The following is a 19,262-nucleotide window of genomic DNA, read 5'->3' as shown; positions in this document are numbered from 1 at the left end:
GCGATCGGTAGACCGAAGTGAAGGTTGCCTTGATCAGGCTCCGGTGACCACCGTCCACCAGATCTTGCCGCTGGGCTCTTGGAACCATGCAAATCCCATGAACCGTGCCGCCGGATCCATGATGATGGCGCGCGTATCGGGCTGGGCCATCCAGGTCGACAGCGTCTCAAGCTCGGTCTCGTAGGTTTCCGAAATCAATTCGCCCACCAGCCGGCCGGTATAGCCGCTGCGCTGCACCCGGACGAGTGGCGACGACCCGTCAGACCCGAAGTGCCAAGGCCGGTTCTGCACCGACATATCGCGCGAATGCGTGGCGGCGGCGGCGTTCAGCCGGGCGTCAAAGGTCAGCTGCGGCAGCGACCGCGCTGCCCGCAGCGTGTTCACCGAATCCAGCAAGCGGAATGAAATCACCTGCTCATCTCCGGGTTTGATCTCGTAGACGCGCGGCAGGGGCCGGCCATCCGCACCCAACGTTGGCGCCGAAGGCGCGCAGGCTGAAAGCGCAAGGCCCACGCCCGTCAGCAGAAACATCCGTCTTTCCATCGCGTCCACCAGTTCATGCCGCGCGTCGCGGCGGTTCGCTTCTCCATAGCGAAAGCGCGCGGCAGGTTCAAACGGGCTTCTGCCGATCGGCGGAAGCTGACAGCTGTTTGAATTGCCGTTACGCCAAGAAAGCGCTATACGCCGCCAGAAAGAGCCATCTGCAGGAGTATTTCCATGGCGAACGATCCGATCAGCCGACGCGCTCTCTTGGGTGGTGCGGTCGGGGTTGCCGGTCTGGCGGCAATGCCGGCCTTCGCGTTGGAAGACAGCACGGAATTTCAGGCACCGGTGTCAAGCACCGTGCGGAACAACGCGTCCAGCTTCCGGATGCTGCAATGGCAGGACTATTTCGACAACACCCGCAACGGGGCCATTCTGGTCGACCTGACCTCGCGGGCGCTGCACTTCTGGTCTGAGGATCAGTCGATCTACCGGCTTTACCCGTCTTCCGTACCGCTGACCGAAGACCTCACCCGCCGCGGCCGGTGCGAGGTGGTGCAGAAAGTGGTCAACCCACCATGGCGCCCGACCCCGGCGATGAAGCTGCGCAACCCCGAATGGCCGGACGTCGTCGAAGGCGGCGCGAAGGACAACCCGCTTGGCACCCGCGCGCTGTATCTGTCGTGGACCTACTACCGGATCCACGGCACCCACGACACCCGCAAGATCGGCCGGAAGTCGTCGAACGGCTGCGTCGGCCTTTACAACGAACACATCGAAGAGCTGTTCGAGATGGCCAAGGTCGGCACCCAGGTGATCCTGATCTGAGGCCTTTGCCACGGGCACTTGCCGGGACCGTTGCCTTACAGGGCAGCGGTCCTTTTCTTTTGTCGTGGGCCTGCTGCCTTGGGACAGGCAGGATTGGGAGACCGGCAGTGTTGGCAGCCTAATCTTCCTCAGGCGCACAATCCGCTTCAAAGGAATAAAGCCCATCCGGCCCAAGCAGCAGCAGGCCGGGTCGGTCTGGAAGCGGGGCGGCCAGACTTTTGATCATCACCCGAGACTGGACCGGCGAAAACGCCACCAGATCATCCGAAGTATAGATCACATAGCTCAGTGACCTGCCTGTGACGTAGATTCCAGCGTGATCCAGATACTCGATCCATACTGATGACGGGAACGGTTCGGGATGTGGAAACGTCTCTATCCGTTCGGCAATCAGGGCGTCGCTCAACCGAAATACGCCCTTGGACGACTGAACCAGCACGCTCGGCCCAACTTTGCGGATGATGGCCTGTTCACCGACAAGATCGGTGGTCAGTGTCGCCAACGCCGTTGCACCAGCACCTTCGAAGGTATGCCAGCCATCTGCGGTTCTGATCAACAGCGGGTCAATGCCGGGTATTTTGGTAACCCGAACGCTGTAATGGATGCCGTTTCCGATCTTTTCGCCCGCTACCTTGATGTCCGGCAATGGCGATGGCACCAGTGTTCCGGGACCAAGGCTGTGGAACACCGGCGGTTCCGGTTCGACCGGTCGTTCGAAGAACCACAGATAGCGCTCTGACAGCCGCTGTGTCGTTTCACCGATCAAGGCGATGCGCATACCCGACGGTTCATGCGTCACCCAGTCCTCGAACGGTGCGGCCGCCTCTAGCCTCCATCCGTCATGATACCGCTGCAGAAGGACGCTCGCCTCGCGTGGATGGCCTGCAAACAGGCGGACGGTGTCTCCGTCATCGCTGACATCGGCGTCACGGAATGGCCCCGGAAACACAAGCCCCGGCGCCAAAGTGTCAAGGTCGGCCCTGTTCGCGATCAAGGACCAATCGCCGCCGAACGGACGAAACCAAAGGCTGCGCCAACCTTCGTTGTACCAGTCGATTGCCACAGCGAAGGTGCCACCGGCCTTGGGCAGCGTCCGTATCGCGCGGGGCACGCCCTCTGGCGCAAGGGATGATGTCGCATCATCAAACGCGGTCGGCATTGGCCCGGTGGGGACGAACGCCGCGCCATCCCAACGCAGGGACGGGGCACCCCGGCCAAGGCCGACATAAAGGTCCTGTGTCCCCTCGTCATAGGCCGTAAGCGAAAAGCTGTCCCTACCGGGGACTTGCCGCCATTCGTTTGAGCCTTTCGGCAGATGCCAAATCTCCCTGCTACCCAAAAAGATGTCTCCACCACGGGCGATCCGTATCTCATCGTCAATGATGTTGGACCCGGCGGCCGGCTCCGCCATCTTCCGATAGGTCGTGCCGACGATCTGATAGAAATTGCCATCGCTGGGCCGATTGATCGGTCGAAGCAACAGCCCATCATAGCCAGGCAGGGTAAGCGGGTTCCAGGCCAGCCGTCCGGGCTGTTCCATCTCGACTTCGCTCAACGGTTCTTCGCCAGTGATAGGCAGAATGCAGGGGTCGGCCCGAGCGCCCGATGCCAGAAGCCAGAAAACGACGCCGACAGCCGCGGCACGTTGCGCATTGTTCCAGATCATTGGCCAACCCTCACCGCCGCATGGTTCAAGGATTACGACAGCGCTGCAAGACGCAAAACATCGCACCCAGAAAGGCGCGCTCCAATTCCAGAATAGATTAACGCCAGACTAACGTGGCATTATATCCCGTTGAAATCGTTCACAAATGAAACCTGCCCTGCCCGGGACATCACTCCAGCCGTGGCAGCCAGCCGGTCAGGTTTTCCTCGATCACGGTCACCAGCGCCTCGATATGGGCGGCGTCATCGTTCAGGCAGGGGATATAGGTAAAGCTCTCGCCGCCCGCATGTTCAAAAGCCTCGCGGATCTCGCCGTTGATCTCTTCCAGCGTCTCGATGCAGTCGGCACTGAACGCCGGCGCCATGACCGCGATCCGCTTTTTCCCGGCCTTCGCCAGTTCGGCCACATGCTCCACCGTGTAGGGTTTCAGCCATTCCTCTGGCCCAAAGACCGACTGGAAGGTCGTGTCGATTGACCCCTTCTCCCACCCCAGCCGTTCCCGCAAAAGGCGTGAGGTCTTGGCGCATTGGCAATGGTAGGGGTCGCCCTCCATCAGATAGCGCTGCGGCATGCCGTGGTAGCTGGCCACCAGCACGTCGGGGGTGTGGTCAAGCTGGGCATAGGCGGTGGTCACGGACTGGGCCAGCGCGTCGATGTAAAGCGGGTGGTCGAAATACTCCGGCACGGTCCGCACGGCGGGCTGGCGCTTTTCCTTCATCAGGGCGCGGAAGAATTGGTCATTCGCGGTGGCCGAGGTTGCCCCGGCGTAATGTGGGTACAGCGGGAAGAACAGGATCTTCTCGCACCCCGCCTCGACCATGGCGCGCACCTTCGATTCGGTCGACGGGTTGCCATAGCGCATGCAGTAGTCGACCACGATCTCGGCCCCATGCCGCGCGGCGATGGTTTCGGCGATTGCGGCGGTCTGGGCCTTGGTGATGGTCAGCAAGGGGCTTTCGTTCAGATCGTGGTTCCAGATCAGCTTGTAGTTCGCGCCGGAGGAAAAGGGGCGCTTGGTCAGGATGATCAACTGCAACAGCGGTTGCCACAGCCAGCTGGAATAATCGACCACCCGCTTGTCCGACAAAAACTCGTTCAAGTAGCGCCGCATCGACCAGTAGTCATAGTTGTCCGGCGTGCCGAGGTTGGCCAGCAGCACCCCGATCTTCGCCTTCCGTACCGGGGGATGGGTGCCGGGGGCATGGGTCAACCGCCCCTCACCCGGGTTCACCTGTACGCCAACCGCTTCCGAGGGCCTTGCATCCAGCATGGTGCGTCTTTCCGATTTGTCCATTGCGGGGACATATAGGCTGTGGCGGTCGGGTCAACCGCCCTTGGGCAAAGGTTCTTCGGGAACACCAAGCGCGTCGGCCAGCCTTTGCCGCGCGCTGCCGGGCCTGAGGGGCTTTTGCTGGCTGTCATGCGGCGCCCAACCGGTCAGGAACACAAGGTCGAAGGTCGCGACCAGCCGATCATCAGGGGTGGCGAAGTTGGCGCGATAGATCGCTTCGGTCGCAGCCATCACCGACTTGCCGGTAAAGCGGCGGAGGCGTGCGGCCAGGGCGTTGGTTTCCCCCATCGCGCGCAAGTCGGCACAGAGGGTCGCAAAGCTGCTGTAGTGGACCGTCTGGGCAAAGCTGTCAGCCACTGGCAGGGCAAAGCCCGCGCGCTGCATCAATGCGCCCAGATCACGGATTTCGGCCATGGGCAGCACCCGGGGCGACAGCCCGCCAGCGACCATGCTTTCAGCCTCGGCGAGGCTTGCCCGCAGTTCGTGCAAGGTCCGATCCCCAAGAAGAACCGCGATGAACAGCCCATCCGGTCGCAAAGCGTGACGGCATTGCACAAGTTGACCCAAAGGATCGTCCGCCCAGTGAAGGCCCATGGCGTGGATCACAAGATCGTGCGCGCCGGCGGCAAGGCCCAGTGTCTCGGAATCCTCGACCAGCCGGGCATCCCTGCCGATCTTGCCCCAGATTTCGGGAAATCCTGTCACGACCGCCGGCGCTGTAAAGGTTCTGTTAACCTCAATCAGCCTTTCCTGAAGGTCGTCAAAGGCGGCGCGGTGCAGGAACAGCGCGTCGTCATGGCCCGGCATCTGGCGGGCGCGGGCGCGCTGGCGCAGCAGGGCCGGCCGGTCGGTCAGGCGTGGGGGTGCGGTCATCGTGGGGACATTAGGGGGCGGATATGGGAATGCAAGCCGCGCTGCATCTGCTTTACCCGCCATCCTGCATCAGTTGCGGGGACCCGGTGACCAGCGACTTCGGCCTGTGCAGCGATTGCTGGCGCGAGACGCCCTTCATCGGCGGTCTGGTTTGTGACCAATGCGGCGCGCCCTTGCCGGGGTCTGACACGGGTGAGCGTGTGATCTGCGATGATTGCATGACCATCGCGCGGCCTTGGGGGCAGGGGCGGTCTGCCCTGCTGTACCGTGACAACGCGCGCAGCCTGGTGCTGGCGTTGAAGCACGGCGACCGGATGGACCTTGCGCGCCCTGCCGGGGTATGGATGGTCAAAGTGGCAAAGCCGGTCATCCTGCCCGGGGCGCTTGTCGTGCCGGTTCCGCTGCACTGGTTCCGGCTGTTTCGGCGCAAGTACAATCAGGCGGCGCTGCTGTCCAAGGTGGTGGCAAGGGCGGCGGGGCTGGATCATTGTCCGGATGCCCTGATCCGCCAAAGGCCGACCGGAACGCAGGAAGGCAAGACCCGCGACGGGCGTTTTGCCAACCTTGTAGGCGCGTTCTTGGTGCCAAAGCGGCGGCAGGCGGTGGTGGAGAACCGCGATATCCTGCTGGTCGATGACGTCATGACCTCGGGCGCCACGTTTTCTGCCGCGACAGAGGCGCTTTTTTCAGCAGGGGCGCGGTCGGTGAACGTGGTGTCGCTGGCACGCGTTGCGAAAGATGCATGAAACCCTATAGTCATGGCGCAAAAGAGGTTTTGCCCATGCGCCCTGTCGAGATCTACACGACCCCGATCTGCCCCTATTGCCATGCAGCCAAGCGGCTGCTGGACCGCAAGGGCGTGTCCTACAACGAGATTGACGTCAGCCGCGACCCCGCTCTGCGGTCTGCGATGATGCAGCGGGCGGGCGGACGCCGCACTGTGCCGCAAATCTTCATCGGGGCGGTCCATGTCGGCGGGTCGGATGACCTGCATGCGCTGGATCATGCGGGCAAGCTTGATCCGCTTCTGGCCGGCTGATGCGGGCGGCGCTCGTCCAGCTGACGGTGACGGATGATCCGGCGGCGAACCTGCCGGTGACGGTGGGTTTCATCCGGCGAGCTGCGGCTGCCGGGGCTGGTTTCATCCTGACGCCTGAATTGACGAACGGCCTGTCGTCCAGCCGCGCCCATCAGCGCAGCGTCTTTCGGTCTGAGGCTGAGGACCCGACGCTTGCCGCCCTTCGGGCTGAGGCGAAGGCGGCAGGGGTCTGGCTGCTGATCGGGTCGCTTGGGGTGCTGACCGATGACCCGGACGGGCGATTTGCCAACCGCAGTTTCCTGATCGGGCCGGATGCGGACATCGCCGCGCGCTATGACAAGATCCACATGTTCGACGTGAACGTATCTGAGACCGAGGTTTACCGGGAAAGCGAAGGCTACCGGCCCGGGGGCCGTGCCGTTCTGGCCGAAACGCCCTTTGGCAAGGTGGGCATGACGGTCTGCTATGACCTGCGGTTTCCAGCGCTTTATCGTCGGCTGGCGCAGGCGGGGGCGCAGATCCTGACGGTTCCGGCGGCGTTCAACCACATCACCGGGGCTGCGCATTGGGAAACTCTGCTGCGGGCACGCGCGATTGAAACCGGGTGTTTCATGCTGGCCCCGGCGCAGACCGGGTTTCATGCTGAAAGCCACGGCAAGGGGCGGCGAACCCATGGCCATGCGCTGGCCGTCGCTCCCTGGGGCGAAGTGCTGGCCGATGCAGGCACCGAACCCGGCGTGACGCTGGTGGATATTGACCTTGCCCGCGTGGCCGAGGCGCGCCATCGGGTGCCGTCCCTGACCCATGACCGGGGCTTTGACGGGCCATGAGCACCGAAAAGACGGGTACGGAAAAGACCGACGACACCGCCGTTGCCCTGTTTGGCGAGCTGTTCATGGCCGACCAACTGGCGCGCAACCGCATCTCGAAGGTCCTGCCCAAGGGGATGGAGCTGTCGCATTTCTCGGTCCTGAACCATCTGGCCCGGATCAATGACGAACGCACCCCGGCGCAGTTGGCGCGGTCCTTCCATGTGACGCGGGGGGCGATGACCAATACGCTGTCCCGTCTGGAATGGGCCGGACATGTCCACATCCGCCCCGACTGGGAGGATGCGCGACAGAAGTTCGTGGCGATCAGCCCCTCCGGCCGTGCGGCGCGTGATTCGGCGGTGGCCTCTGTCGTGCCGCTGATTGCCGAGGTGGTGCAATCGCTGGGCGCCGACCGGGTGCGCGCGCTGTTGCCCGTCCTGCGTGAGTTGCGCATCAAGCTGGAGGAAGCCGCCCCCTGACCGGACCCCATACTGTGCCGAAAGGCCATAGCTTCAGGGTTTGACAGATCTGGCGGACGATAGGTCTTGCCCTAGGCCGCGTATCTTCGCATAGACTGTCGCTGACCCTTGGATCACGGAAACCATGCTGAATTTGCCTCTTCGCTTGTTAGCCTCGGTTGCGGTCACCTCCCTGCTTTGGGGCGGGCCGGCTGTTGCCGAAATGACCAAGTCGCTGAACATCAACGGCACGACGGGCCTGATCGACATGCCTTCGGGCGAGGCGCAGGATGACGCGACCTTCAGCTTCAGCACGGCTCTCTTTGGTCCGATTTCGCGGACCACCATCAGCTTTCAGTTCACGGAACGGCTGTCGGCGTCGTTCCGGTTTCTGGCGTGGCGGGACTGGAACAGTGTGGTCCCCGGGGCTGACGAAATCAAGGACCGCGCCTTCGACATCCGCTACATGCTGTTGAAAGAAAGCGATTTTGTGCCGTCGCTGACCATCGGCTTGATCGACTTTACCGGCGAAGGACGGTTTTCGTCCGAATACATTGCGGCGACCAAGTCGATTGGTGACCGGGTCAAGGTGACGGCGGGCCTTGGCTGGGGCCGGTTGGGCAGTGAAGGGTCGATCGGGAAGCTTTTCGGCGACCGTCCGGCGCTGGACGACAGCGACATTGGCACGCCCAATTCCGACCAGTGGTTCCGGGGCGATGCGGCCCCCTTCGCTGGCGTCGAAGTGAAGCTGACCGATAACTGGACGTTCAAGGGCGAATATTCGTCGGACGCCTATGTGCTGGAAGACGACGAACGCGGCTTTTTCGAGCGTGAAAGCCCCTTCAACTTCGGGTTCGAGTACCAAAAGGGCCCGAACACCCGCTATGGCATCTATTCGCTTTACGGTTCCGAAGTCGGGCTGGTCTTCCATTTGATCCTGGACCCGAAGAACCGGGCGACGGGCGGTGTCATGGGGCCGGCCCCGGTGCCAGTGAAGGCCCGGCCATCCCGCGCGCGGGATCCTGACGCTTATGACAGGGGTTGGGTCACTCAACCGGACGCAGGGCCGCTCCTGCGCAAGAACCTTGCCAAGCGCCTTGCCGTGGACGGCATCGTGATCGAGGATCTTGCCTATACCGCCACGACCGCTCAGCTGCGAATTCGCATCAACCGGATCGACGCCGGATCCCAAGCGATTGGCCGCACGGCTCGGGCTCTCAGCCATGTCATGCCCGCTTCGGTCGAAGTGTTCGAGATTGTTCCCGTGGTCAATGGCATCGGGGCTTCCAAAGTCACGATCCGCCGCAGGGATCTTGAAGAGCTTGAATTCGCGCCGGACAACGGAACGCTTCTGCGCGAACGCGTGACGATCACCGAAGCCGGGCCTGCCCCAGCCAACGGCGTGGGAAGCGAGAATCTGTATCCGAAGTTCTTCTGGAGCTTGAGACCAGCGTTCCGCATGGCCGAACCTCTCAAGGGCGACGTGGGCCTGAGACTGTCAGGTTCTTACAGCATTCGCCCCGGTCTGCAGTTGTCCGGGTCGATCTACGGCAGCATCGCGGGCAATGTCGACAGGTCGGGCGACCCGTCGGATTCGGTTCTGCCGCACGTCCGCACTGACGGGTCGCGCTACAGCAAGTTCGGTGATCCGGGGCTTGAGACGCTGACCCTGGCTTGGTACGCGCGCCCTGCTGCAGACATCTATTCCCGCGTAACTTTGGGATACCTTGAGCGGATGCATGCCGGGATTTCCGGCGAAGTGCTGTGGAAGCCGGCGGACAGCAACCTTGGTCTTGGGGTCGAGCTTAACTATACCAAGCAGCGCGATACCAACGGCGGTTTGGGCTTTGACGAATACGACTACGACATCGTCACGGGCTATGTCTCGGCCTACTATGAGTTCGGCAATGGCTATGTCGGCCAGTTGGACGTGGGCCGCTATCTTGCGGGAGACGTGGGTGCCACAGTGTCGCTTGACCGGATCTTCGTGAACGGCTGGCGCGTGGGTGCCTTTGCCACAGTGACCGATGTCAGTGCAGAAGATTTCGGGGATGGCGGATTTGACAAGGGCATCCGCTTCTCGGTCCCGCTAAGCTGGGCGCTGGGCAACGAGGTCAAGAACACCTTTAGCCAGACGCTTCGGCCTGAGATCGGCGACGGCGGTGCTCGGGTCAACGTGAACGGTCGGCTGTACGAATCCATTCGGGAATACCACTCGGACGGGCTTGATTCCGAATGGGGCAGGGTCTGGCGTTGACCATGAAAATGCGCACGGCAGTCGCCGTTCTTGCCTTGGCTGCCTTGGCGGCCTGCGGCAGTTCGAAATACGAAGGACCGCCCCTCCTCAAGGTGGCGGGCGGCCTTGCCAAGGCGACCGTGGGCCAGGTCACGGGCCGTGGCGCCGCTGGGGCAACCAAAAAGGCCGCCCCCGTCACCCGCGCCGATATCGAGAAATATGGCATTCCGATCCTGCGGGCGGTGATTCCGGTTCGATCAGCCGATGCGCTTTTGACGATCAGCGATCAAAAGGGCAACGTCATCACCTGGGCGACGACCGACGGGTCAAGCTTTACCCTGCGCGAGGGTGTCCTGATCCAGACGCGCGGCCTTGGCCCTGACCTGATGTCGGCACAGGCACCATCAGCTGCCGCGCTGAGAACAGCAGGCGGGACCCACCAGCGGATCTATTTCTTCCTTGGAGAGGACGATCAGACCACTCGTCGGACCTATGACTGCACTGTGACCGCTTCCGGGTCTGAAAAGATCGAGATCTACTCGCGCGCGCACAACGTGTCGAAGTTCGTCGAAACCTGTTCGCGGCCACAGGGGTCGATCACCAACACCTTCTGGTTCGAGGGGACCGAGATCCGCAAATCGCGACAGTTGGCGAGCGGCGGGCTTGGCTTTATCGACTTTGAACGCGCGGTTGACTAAGCGTCTCCAATCCTCATGACGCGGCCAAGAAGTCAGGCGCTGATTGACAAAATGCGCCTTACTGGCAAACTGTCGCCTTGAACTTCAGGAGGGTCGCATGAAAACGCTTGTCGCCAGCACTCTGACCGCTTCCCTTGTTGCTTCCGCCGCGATGGCCGGTGGTCCTGTCATTGTTGTGGAAGATGAAGCGCCCATCGTCGTGGAGGAAAAACCTGCCACCAGTTCGGGTGTGCTGCCGTTGTTGTTGATCCCGGTCGTCCTGTGCATCGCCCTGTGCGGTGGGGATGATGATGAACCTCGGCCAGACTGATCCGGGAACCTGATCAGACCATCTGCATCTCGCGGGCTGTAGGTTTCAGTAGTCGCGTTCGATGTAGATGCCGAGGCCGGTTTCGCCATCGCCGTCCACCCCCACCTTGACCGTCACGCCCTGGCGCAGATCAAGGTTCAGATTGACGCTGGTCTTGCCGCCCTGTTCGACTTCAACTTCGGTGTATACATTCTCGGCAATGTATTTCCCCGCAGTCAGCGCCGTTGACCCATCCTCGGCGGTTGCCACGTCAAGATCGTCCAGACCAAATCCGCGCCGCAGCCGGCTGACCAGCCCCTCACCCCCGCGCCCGGCAAGAACGGCCACCGCATTGGCAAGTTGCGCTGCCTGAAGGGCAGAAATGCTATTGAGGTCGCGGCCGAACAGCAGGCGGGCCAGAACCTCTTCCTGCGGCAGGTCCGGGATCGAGGTGAAACTGACCTCCGGGTCATCCGCCGGGCCTTCAATCCGGACAGAGCTGACCACCCCGTCACTTTCCGAATTAGCCGCGACCTGCAGCATCGGAACGAAGCTGCCCTCAAGCACCAGACCGGCCTCGGCCAGCACCAGCCGCTTGCCCAGAATATCAAGCCGCCCCCGGATCAGATCGAAGCTGCCCGACGGAACGATCGCAGCGGTGGTCCCCTGCAGCCGAAGCTGACCCCCCAGTTCCGCGTCAATCCCGCGGCCGCGCACGAAGATGCGGCTGGGCGCCGACACCGTCAGGTCCAGACCAAACGCAGCGCCACCGCCCGCAGACCCGCCCCTGCCATTCGCGCCGCCCAGAAGCCCGGCGCGGTCACGCGTGGCACGCACTTCGCGCGGTTCGTTGCGGTGGCGGATATCCAGCAGGGCACCGGCTGATCCGAAGCCCGACTCTGGCACACGCAACTCAGCCTCGGACAACGCAATGGCGCCAGAGATCATGGCACCGCCGGTCAGCGGGCCCCGGACATTTAGCGCCCCGTTCACCGCCGCGTCGAACAGTTCAGGATCGTACAAGCGAAGCCGATCAAGGTTGATCGTCAGGTCCGCCGGAAAGGGCGGTGACAGTGTGACAGGCCCGTCGACCCGCACGCGCCCACCCGAGGAGAGGCCAGAGGTGGCCGATATCTGCGCCCGTCCGCCCTGCAGATTGGCCGCAGCTTCGATCCCGACCAGGGCAAACCCAAGGTTGGGGTCGCTCAGCCGTCCGTTCGCCAGCGTGACCCGCCCCGAGAGCGACGACAATCGCAAGGGTCCGTTGAGGCGCAGGTCATAGCGCACTGGCCCCTCGATCGCCCGGGGTGTCAGGAAGATATTCGCCAGCCCGGCCTGGCCTGTGCCGGAAATCGTGACATCGGCTGACCCGAAACCCCGGGCAATCCGGCCTCGGATCTGGCCATCCACCTGCCCGGGGCCGCGGCCAGCAAGGTCGATGGCGTAGCCATCAACGTCCTCTGTCGCGGTGCCGGTCAGGCTGAGCGGCCCTTGGAACTGGGGGACAAGCAGGCCCAGGTTCGCCAATCGGGCATCAAGCACCACAGTCCGCACGTCGCCGTCGATCTCGCCGGTGGCCGAGACGGTCAACTGCGGATTAGCCAGCCGCGCATCGGTCACGCGGAGGCGGCCATCGACCAGATCCATCTCGGCGGACAGGGTGCTGTTTCCGGCCAGCAGACGATCCGCCTCGGGGTTCCCGACGCGCAGGCTTGCCGCCGATCCATCCAGCGAAATCCGCCCCTCGGCCGGGGACCCGTCGAACTGCGCTTGCAGCATGGCTGACCCGGCGAAGCCCGGGCCAAGCGCCGCCAGATCGGAAAAGGCAATGTTGCCGGTCAGGCTCGCCCCGGCTGACGTGATCGTGCCAGCGCCGCGGGCCGAAAGTGGCCCGGCAGTCAGATCAACGGCCCGCAGCGTGGTTCCCTCTTCGTTGCGCAAGACCGATAGCAGGAACTGGCTTTCGCCTTGCAGCAAACGATCGACCGGCGTGATGCCAATCTTCAGACCTTGGCCCTCGACCTCGGCCACGCCGTCCAGAAACCCGGACAGGCCACCGACTGATCCATCCAGCCGCACCGTGCCACGGCCGGCAAGCGGCCGCCCGGCCAGCAGTGAAAAGCGCGAAAGATCCTCGGCCACGACTTCGACTTTGCCGCTGGTCAGCAGGCCCGAGGCCAGACCGCCGATGCGCAGATTGCCAGTGGCGGCAAAGCCTTCACCCGTTAGCCGCAGGTCTGACAGGCTTATCGCGCCGCTGTCCTGAAGGACGTGCACGCGCAGGCCACCCGTCAGCGATGGGCCAAGCGCGGCGGCAAGGCCCGGGTCGGTTGGCAAAAGACCTTCGGCCAGCAGGGTCAGCGTTCCGCCCAGACTGTTGCCAGCCGGGGTCCGGCCGATGCGCCCTGATCCACTCAGGTCCAGCCGATCTGCCACAAAGTCAGCGCGCTTCAGCCCGAGGACGGAAATCGCACCCTTCCAGCCCGCATCGTCTGCCTGTGTCAGAGACAGGTTGAAGGTGCCCCGATCAACCTCGGTCGGGCTGTCGGTGAAGGGCAGCACCACCGCCGCCCCGTCAGGCGAGGCGAGGGTTCCCGACACGGCAAGTTCTTCCGGCAGGCCGTCAGGCGCAAGGCGGCCCTGTCCTGTCAGCGTCAGGGACCGCGCGCGCAGGGCGATCTGGTCCAATGTGACCGCACCAATGGCCGACCGCCGCGCATCCAGCACCAAACCGATGTCTGTCCCGAAGAAATCCACCATGTCCGGCGCCAGAAGCGGGGCAAGGTTCCCCGCCACGTCCGCTTGCAGCCGGTAGCTGGCATCTTCGCTACCCGTCAGGGTAATCGTCCCGGCAAGCCGATCTTCGCCATCTGTGGCAAGGCGCACATCGGCGGCGAATGCTTCGACCGGGCCGCTGCCTTGCAAGGTCAGCGTCGCCGCCGGAGCGCCGGGAATCCCAAGGAGGGTCGAGAAGACCCCGTCCGCCCCTTCGGTCGCGCTCAGATCAATGCCAAGCTGCCGCGTCGCGTTGTCATAGCTGGCATCAAGGGCAATCTCGCCCTCGGGCCCATCGCCCGACCGGATCAGATTCAGTGTTGCCTGCCCCGCGCCACCCGCCAACTGAAGCGTAGCGTCAAGGCTGCCTTCGACCGGCTGGCCCAGAACTGATTCCCCAAGCGTGATTGCCGGGGCCGAAATGCGCCCGATGTTGATCGACACTGGCAGTTCCGGCAGGCTGAACCCGCTTGCCTCGGGGGCTGGCATGCTGCTGTCGCCGGTGTCAGGCACCCGGTCTAGGACGATGGTTTCTGCGGAAAGCTCGCTCACCTCAAGCGCGCCGGACAACAGCGACGACCGGCTCCAGTCCAGGGTCACGCCGGTGATCGTCAGCCAGATGCCGTCGTCGTCGGCAATCGTCAGCCGCTCGATCTTTGCCTGCGATGACAGAGCCCCGCTGAACCCTGCGATGGTGACCTGCCGCCCGGCGTCTGAAAGGTTGTCCTCCAGAAAGGCGGCCAGAAAGCTGCGATCCGCCTCTTCGGTTTGCGCAAGGACGGGGGTTGTCCCCAGGGCCGCCATCAGGATCAGGGCGCGCCGCATCAGAATGCCTGCCCCAGTCCGATGTAGATCTGCACGCCGTCCCCGGTTGTCCCGCTGACTGGCGCGGCCACGTCCAGCCGGATCGGACCAAAGCCGGTGTCATAGCGCAGGCCCAGCCCGGCCCCGGCATGCGGGTCAGAGATATCGTCAAGGAAACCGTCCAGCCCGATGCTGCCGGCATCGACAAAGCCCACCACCCCGATCCGCTCGGTCACCTTGGCGCGCAGTTCGATTGACCCGCCAAGGAAATACTGGCCGCCAATCAGGAACTCGGACCCAACCATCCGGGTCACGGGAATACCAAGGGACCGGTAGGGCTGCCCCCGCACGGTCCCGCCGCCACCGGAAAAGAAAAGCTGGTCGCGTGGGGTTTCCAGAAGATCAGGCCCGACGATCGCCCCGGCCTGCCCCCGGATGGCAATGACAAAGCGGCCCTGTTCGCCCAAGCTGCGATAGACCCGACCGTCCACAGTGGCGCGGACGCCAGACCCGGTGGTGCCAAACCCAACGAAGGGCTTTACCGTGGCATCCAGATAGGTGCCGCCCGTCGCATTTCGCGGGTCGTTACGCCGATCCCATGTCAGGCCCAGGGGAAGCGACAGGTTGCGGAAGCGGAAGTTGCCGCCCGGATCATCGCCGTCCTGATAGGAATAGGTGATACCCGCGCGGGCTGTCAGCTGTTCGGAAAAGATGTGCGAAAAGGCCAGACCGAATTCAACCGCGTCGGCGGAATAGTCGATCTCGTCCAGATGGGCGAAGGCAAAGACCAGACCCGCTGTCGTGTCCGGGGTCAGCGTCGCAGGCCGGTCCAGCGTGACGCCAACCGCATAGTCGACACCGCTTTCGCCTGACCCGATGTTGGTGACACCGCCTTCGATCTTCAACCGCTCACCCCCGCCCAGCAAGTTGCGGTGGAGCCATGATCCGGTCAGCGAAATGCCGTCCAGGCTGGCAATCTCGGCTCCAAAGGAATAGCGGCGCGGTTTTTGTTCCACGACAGTGGCGGTGATGCCCAGCAGGTCGGGCGCGGTGATTGCCTCATCTTCCACAAGCGTGACTGAACTGAAGATGCCCGTCCGGCGCAACCGCTCCTCGGATCGGCGCAACTCGGTTTCGCTGAAAACCTCGCCCTCGGGCAACCCGGCGATCTTTTCGATCCGACGTTCGCGCATGCGCGCCTCGCCTTCGATGGCCAGTCTGCCAAAGCGCAGCCGTGGGCCGGGGGCAAGGCCCACGTCCACATCCAGAACGGCGGTATCGTGGTCGGCGACCACTGTTTCTGTCGCAACGGCCGCCTTGGCATAGCCCACATCGCGCCACGCCCGGATCGACACATCTACGGCATCGCCGATCAGCCCGCTATCGGCACGGTTGCCGCTGCGAAAGGCTTCGGGCAATTCGGTGCCCTGGGCCAAGGGATCGACCCGCGCGGTGCCCAGACGAAAGGCGGTGCCGGGGTCTACCGTCACCAGAATGCGGGAAATCGCAGAGGGTGCACCAAGCGTGGGGATATCCGCAGCCTCGCGCCCGTCCACCTGAATGCGGATGACCGCCGAATAATGCCCTTTGGCATATAGTGCGGCCAAGATGCGGGCATAGTCTGCACGGGCGGCGGCCAGAAGGTCACGCGCGTCGGTCTGATCCTGCGCCTGCAGCGACCGCATAAGCGATGCACCCTCAACCGTTTTTGTCAGGTCGGCATCGGTGCCCTGCACCTGAAAATCCAGCCGGTCCAGCGCAAGTGCCGGCTGCCCGAACAGGCAGGCGCCGATCACTGACAAGACGATAAGATTTCCAAGCCCGCCGGGCATATGACACACCCCTCCTGCGGGTTACCTCCCAACTATTGCAGCTTGGCAATGCGGGGGCAATCTTGGCGACGGCAATCTGGTGCCATCCTGCCACCGAATAATGTGAAGCTGGCCCTCCGGTTCCCCTTGTCACGTGGAAGTGACAAGAGACGCCTGCGCCCAAGCCCCTTGCAGACTCGGCCCCTTCTGCGTATATCCCCCTCAACAGCGGTTTCGGGGTCCACACCCGAAGCTACCGATCGTCACGGGCGGGCCGCATGGGCCCGCTTTTTTGTTTCTGGAACCTGCATGTCCGACCTGATCGCCAAGTCTGCCATTGACCGCCGCCTGGCCGAGATCATCACCCCCGCCATCGAAGGGCTGGGGTTTGAACTTGTGCGCGTGCGGCTTATGGGCGGCAAGACCCGGGTGCTGCAGATCATGGCAGACCGGCCTGACGGCGGCATTGGCGTGGATGAATGCGGCGATATCTCGACCGCCGTTTCTGCCGTTCTGGACGTGGAAGACCCGATCGAGGAAAACTATGTGCTGGAAGTCTCCAGCCCCGGGATCGACCGGCCGCTGACCCGGCTGAAGGATTTCGAGATGTGGAAGGGCTGGGAAGCCCGGGTTGAAACATCTGAACTGATCGACGGCCGCCGCCGCTTCAAGGGCGCGCTTGCGGGGGTGGAGGGGGATGAAGTCCTGATCACCATCGAAGAGGCCGGGGCAGAGCTGACCATCGGGCTTAAATTCGACTGGCTTAGCGATGCCAAGCTGATCCTCACGGATGAGTTGATCAGCGAAATGCTGCGCCAGAAGAAAGTGGCCGAACCGCAGGACGGCCAGTTCGACGAAATCGAAGAAATTGACGGGGACGAGGACGATGCGCCCACCCCGGAAACGAAACACTAGGGCGGGAGTTACGACCCATGGCAATCACGTCAGCCAACCAGCTTGAGCTTCTGCAGACCGCCGAAGCGGTGGCGCGCGAAAAGATGATCGACCCGGAACTGGTGATCCAGGCGATGGAAGACAGCCTCGCCCGGGCCGCCAAGTCGCGCTACGGCGCGGAAATGGACATTCGCGTCAAGATCGACCGGAAGACCGGCCGCGCCTCCTTCACCCGCGTCCGCACGGTGGTTGAGGATGAGGCTGTGGAAAACCACCATGCCCAGGTGACGGTAAAGCAGGCCAAGGGCTTTCTTGCCGACCCGCAGATCGGCGACGAGATCGTGGATGAGGTTCCCCCGGTGGACCTTGGCCGTATCGCCGCGCAATCGGCCAAGCAGGTGATCCTGCAAAAGGTCCGCGAAGCCGAGCGTGACCGCCAGTTCGAGGAATTCAAGGACCGCAAGGGCACGATCATCAACGGCGCCGTCAAGCGCGAGGAATACGGCAACGTCATCGTCGACATCGGGCGCGGCGAAGGCATCCTGCGCCGGAATGAAAAGATCGGCCGCGAAGCCTACCGCATCGGCGACCGCATCCGCTGCTTCATCAAGGACGTCCGCCGCGAACCGCGCGGTCCGCAGGTCTTCCTGTCGCGGACCGACCCGCAGTTCATGGCCGAACTGTTCAAGATGGAAGTGCCGGAAATCTACGACGGCATCATCGAAATCAAGGCCGTCGCCCGTGATCCGGGGTCGCGCGCCAAGATCGCCGTGATCAGCTATGACAACTCCATCGATCCCGTGGGTGCCTGCGTCGGTATGCGCGGCAGCCGCGTGCAGGCCGTGGTGAACGAACTGCAGGGCGAAAAGATCGACATCATTCCGTGGAACCAGGATCAGGCGACGTTCCTTGTGAACGCGCTGCAGCCTGCCGAAGTCTCCAAGGTAGTGATCGACGAAGAGGCCGGCAAGATCGAAGTCGTGGTGCCGGATGAGCAACTCTCCCTGGCCATCGGCCGCCGTGGCCAGAACGTCCGTCTGGCCAGCCAGCTGACGGGCCTTGATATCGACATCATGACCGAGGCCGAAGAATCCGCCCGCCGTCAGGCCGAATTCGCCGAACGCACCAAGCTGTTCATGGACACGCTGGACGTTGACGAGATGATGGCGCAACTGCTGGTCGCCGAAGGCTTCACCAACCTGGAAGAAGTCGCTTACGTCGATCTGGACGAACTTCTGTCGATCGACGGCTTCGATGAAGGCACCGCCGGCGAGCTTCAGGCCCGGGCGCGCGACTACCTTGAGGCTGCCAACGCCAAGGCCATGGAAAACGCCCGCGCCTTGGGTGTGGAAGACAGCCTTGTCGGCTTTGAAGGCCTGACCCCCCAGATGCTTGAGGCGCTTGGCCATGACGGTATCAAGACGCTGGAAGACTTCGCCACCTGCGCCGACTGGGAACTGGCTGGCGGCTGGACCACCGAAAACGGCGCGCGCAAGAAGGACGAAGGCGTGCTCGAAAAGTTCGACATGACGCTGGAAGAAGCGCAGCACCTGATCATGACCGCCCGGGTCATGCTGGGCTGGGTTGACCCCGCCGATCTGGAACAGCCCGCCGAAGACGTGGCCGAAGACGAGGAGGCCGAGGTCTGATTTCAGACCTCGGAAACCCAGCGCATGACGCGCGGCGGCCGGGAAAAAGATCAGGACGAACCGGAACGCAAGTGCATTGCGACCGGGGAAAGCCAACCAAAAGCGGGATTGATCCGCTTTTGCGTTGGCCCTGATGGCATGATCGTGCCCGATATCATGGGCAAGCTCCCGGGGCGGGGCATCTATGTCGCGGCTGACCGGGCGGCTTTGGCGCTTGCGGCGAAGAAAAACCTCTTCTCGCGCGCTGCGCGGCAAGCGGTCAAAGTGCCGGACAACCTGCCCGAACTGGTCGAACAGCTGGTTCGCAAGCGGGTGATCGACACGCTTAGTTTGGCCCGCAAGGCCGGCGATGCGGTGATGGGATATGAGAAGGTCAAGGACTGGCTGGCCAAGGGCACGGCGGCAACGCTGATCCAGGCCAGTGACGGGTCGGAACGCGGCAAGACCAAGCTGCACGCGCCCGAAGGAAAGAACGGCTTTATCGGTGTGCTGACAGCTGGGGAAATCGGTTTGGCATTCGGGCGCGAACGTGCGATACACGCCGCGCTTGCCGCTGGTGGACTCAGGACGCGTGTTGTAGAGGAAGCGGCAAAGCTTGCCGGCCTTCGGGCTGGTGGGCAGGACGGCGGCACGACCGCCATGAAGGATACGTAGGA

Annotated in this window: 17 protein-coding genes; 11 read left to right on the top strand and 6 right to left on the bottom strand. The window is 63.2% G+C overall.

Annotation, left to right across the window (positions count from 1 at the left end; all coding sequences use genetic code 11):
* Window positions 1–33: 33 nt before the first annotated feature.
* A complete protein-coding gene (gene dalA, locus EI545_RS10645) occupies window positions 34–543 on the bottom strand; it encodes a divisome-associated lipoprotein DalA (protein WP_125325456.1) in 510 nt (169 codons plus the stop codon).
* Between the two features lie 174 nt (window positions 544–717).
* Here dalA and EI545_RS10640 point away from each other — a divergent pair, with 174 nt between their 5' ends.
* Complete coding sequence (locus EI545_RS10640) at window positions 718–1,311, top strand: L,D-transpeptidase (RefSeq protein ID WP_125325455.1); 594 nt, start codon at window positions 718–720, stop codon at window positions 1,309–1,311.
* Between the two features lie 118 nt (window positions 1,312–1,429).
* Here the strand turns inward: EI545_RS10640 and EI545_RS10635 are convergent, their stop codons facing one another.
* From EI545_RS10635 to EI545_RS10625, 3 genes are all read right to left on the bottom strand, one after another.
* Entirely contained in the window at window positions 1,430–2,977 is a 1,548-nt protein-coding gene (locus EI545_RS10635; protein ID WP_125325454.1) for a hypothetical protein, read from the bottom strand.
* A gap of 169 nt (window positions 2,978–3,146) precedes the next feature.
* Window positions 3,147–4,247 (bottom strand): ferrochelatase, encoded by a 1,101-nt coding sequence (hemH, locus tag EI545_RS10630; RefSeq protein ID WP_125327386.1) that lies wholly within the window; start codon window positions 4,245–4,247, stop codon window positions 3,147–3,149.
* 54 nt (window positions 4,248–4,301) lie between these two features.
* Window positions 4,302–5,141: a methyltransferase domain-containing protein gene (locus tag EI545_RS10625; RefSeq protein WP_125325453.1), complete on the bottom strand. Its 840-nt coding sequence runs from the start codon at window positions 5,139–5,141 to the stop codon at window positions 4,302–4,304.
* A gap of 23 nt (window positions 5,142–5,164) precedes the next feature.
* Between EI545_RS10625 and EI545_RS10620 the strand changes: the two genes are divergently transcribed.
* The 7 genes from EI545_RS10620 (at window position 5,165) to EI545_RS10590 (ending at window position 10,694) form a co-directional block, all read left to right on the top strand.
* Window positions 5,165–5,887, top strand: a complete 723-nt coding sequence (locus EI545_RS10620) for a ComF family protein (RefSeq protein ID WP_125325452.1) — start codon at window positions 5,165–5,167, stop codon at window positions 5,885–5,887.
* 35 nt (window positions 5,888–5,922) lie between these two features.
* On the top strand, window positions 5,923–6,180 hold the full coding sequence (gene grxC, locus EI545_RS10615; protein WP_125325451.1) for a glutaredoxin 3: 258 nt from the start codon (window positions 5,923–5,925) through the stop codon (window positions 6,178–6,180).
* Window positions 6,180–7,010: a carbon-nitrogen hydrolase family protein gene (locus tag EI545_RS10610; protein ID WP_125325450.1), complete on the top strand. Its 831-nt coding sequence runs from the start codon at window positions 6,180–6,182 to the stop codon at window positions 7,008–7,010. Before grxC ends, EI545_RS10610 begins: the two co-directional genes overlap by 1 nt.
* Window positions 7,007–7,471 (top strand): MarR family winged helix-turn-helix transcriptional regulator, encoded by a 465-nt coding sequence (locus tag EI545_RS10605; protein WP_125325449.1) that lies wholly within the window; start codon window positions 7,007–7,009, stop codon window positions 7,469–7,471. The genes EI545_RS10610 and EI545_RS10605 overlap by 4 nt, the downstream gene beginning before the upstream one ends.
* Before the next feature lie 202 nt (window positions 7,472–7,673).
* The gene (locus EI545_RS10600) at window positions 7,674–9,707 is read left to right on the top strand and encodes a YjbH domain-containing protein (RefSeq protein ID WP_245989944.1); all 2,034 of its coding nucleotides are present in this window, start codon (window positions 7,674–7,676) and stop codon (window positions 9,705–9,707) included.
* A gap of 2 nt (window positions 9,708–9,709) precedes the next feature.
* Entirely contained in the window at window positions 9,710–10,384 is a 675-nt protein-coding gene (locus EI545_RS10595; protein WP_164517265.1) for a YjbF family lipoprotein, read from the top strand.
* 97 nt (window positions 10,385–10,481) lie between these two features.
* Entirely contained in the window at window positions 10,482–10,694 is a 213-nt protein-coding gene (locus EI545_RS10590; RefSeq protein ID WP_125325446.1) for a hypothetical protein, read from the top strand.
* A gap of 45 nt (window positions 10,695–10,739) precedes the next feature.
* Here EI545_RS10590 and EI545_RS10585 read toward each other — a convergent pair whose 3' ends face one another.
* Window positions 10,740–14,273, bottom strand: coding sequence for a translocation/assembly module TamB domain-containing protein (locus EI545_RS10585; RefSeq protein WP_125325445.1), 3,534 nt, complete (start codon window positions 14,271–14,273; stop codon window positions 10,740–10,742).
* Entirely contained in the window at window positions 14,273–16,048 is a 1,776-nt protein-coding gene (locus EI545_RS10580) for an autotransporter assembly complex protein TamA (protein WP_245990367.1), read from the bottom strand. Before EI545_RS10580 ends, EI545_RS10585 begins: the two co-directional genes overlap by 1 nt.
* Window positions 16,049–16,372: 324 nt before the next feature.
* On the opposite strand from EI545_RS10580, the gene rimP reads away from it, so the two are divergent.
* The 3 genes from rimP to EI545_RS10565 are packed head-to-tail and all read left to right on the top strand — an operon-like array spanning window position 16,373 to window position 19,260.
* Complete coding sequence (gene rimP, locus EI545_RS10575) at window positions 16,373–16,978, top strand: ribosome maturation factor RimP (RefSeq protein ID WP_125325443.1); 606 nt, start codon at window positions 16,373–16,375, stop codon at window positions 16,976–16,978.
* Window positions 16,979–16,995: 17 nt separating this feature from the next.
* Window positions 16,996–18,606, top strand: coding sequence for a transcription termination factor NusA (nusA, locus tag EI545_RS10570; RefSeq protein ID WP_125325442.1), 1,611 nt, complete (start codon window positions 16,996–16,998; stop codon window positions 18,604–18,606).
* 24 nt (window positions 18,607–18,630) lie between these two features.
* Window positions 18,631–19,260, top strand: coding sequence for an RNA-binding protein (locus EI545_RS10565; RefSeq protein ID WP_125325441.1), 630 nt, complete (start codon window positions 18,631–18,633; stop codon window positions 19,258–19,260).
* Window positions 19,261–19,262 lie beyond the last annotated feature (2 nt).

Origin of the sequence: Tabrizicola piscis, from assembly GCF_003940805.1 — a bacterium.
Lineage (GTDB): Bacteria > Pseudomonadota > Alphaproteobacteria > Rhodobacterales > Rhodobacteraceae > Tabrizicola > Tabrizicola piscis.
This window is presented reverse-complemented; position numbering and strand designations above follow the sequence as displayed.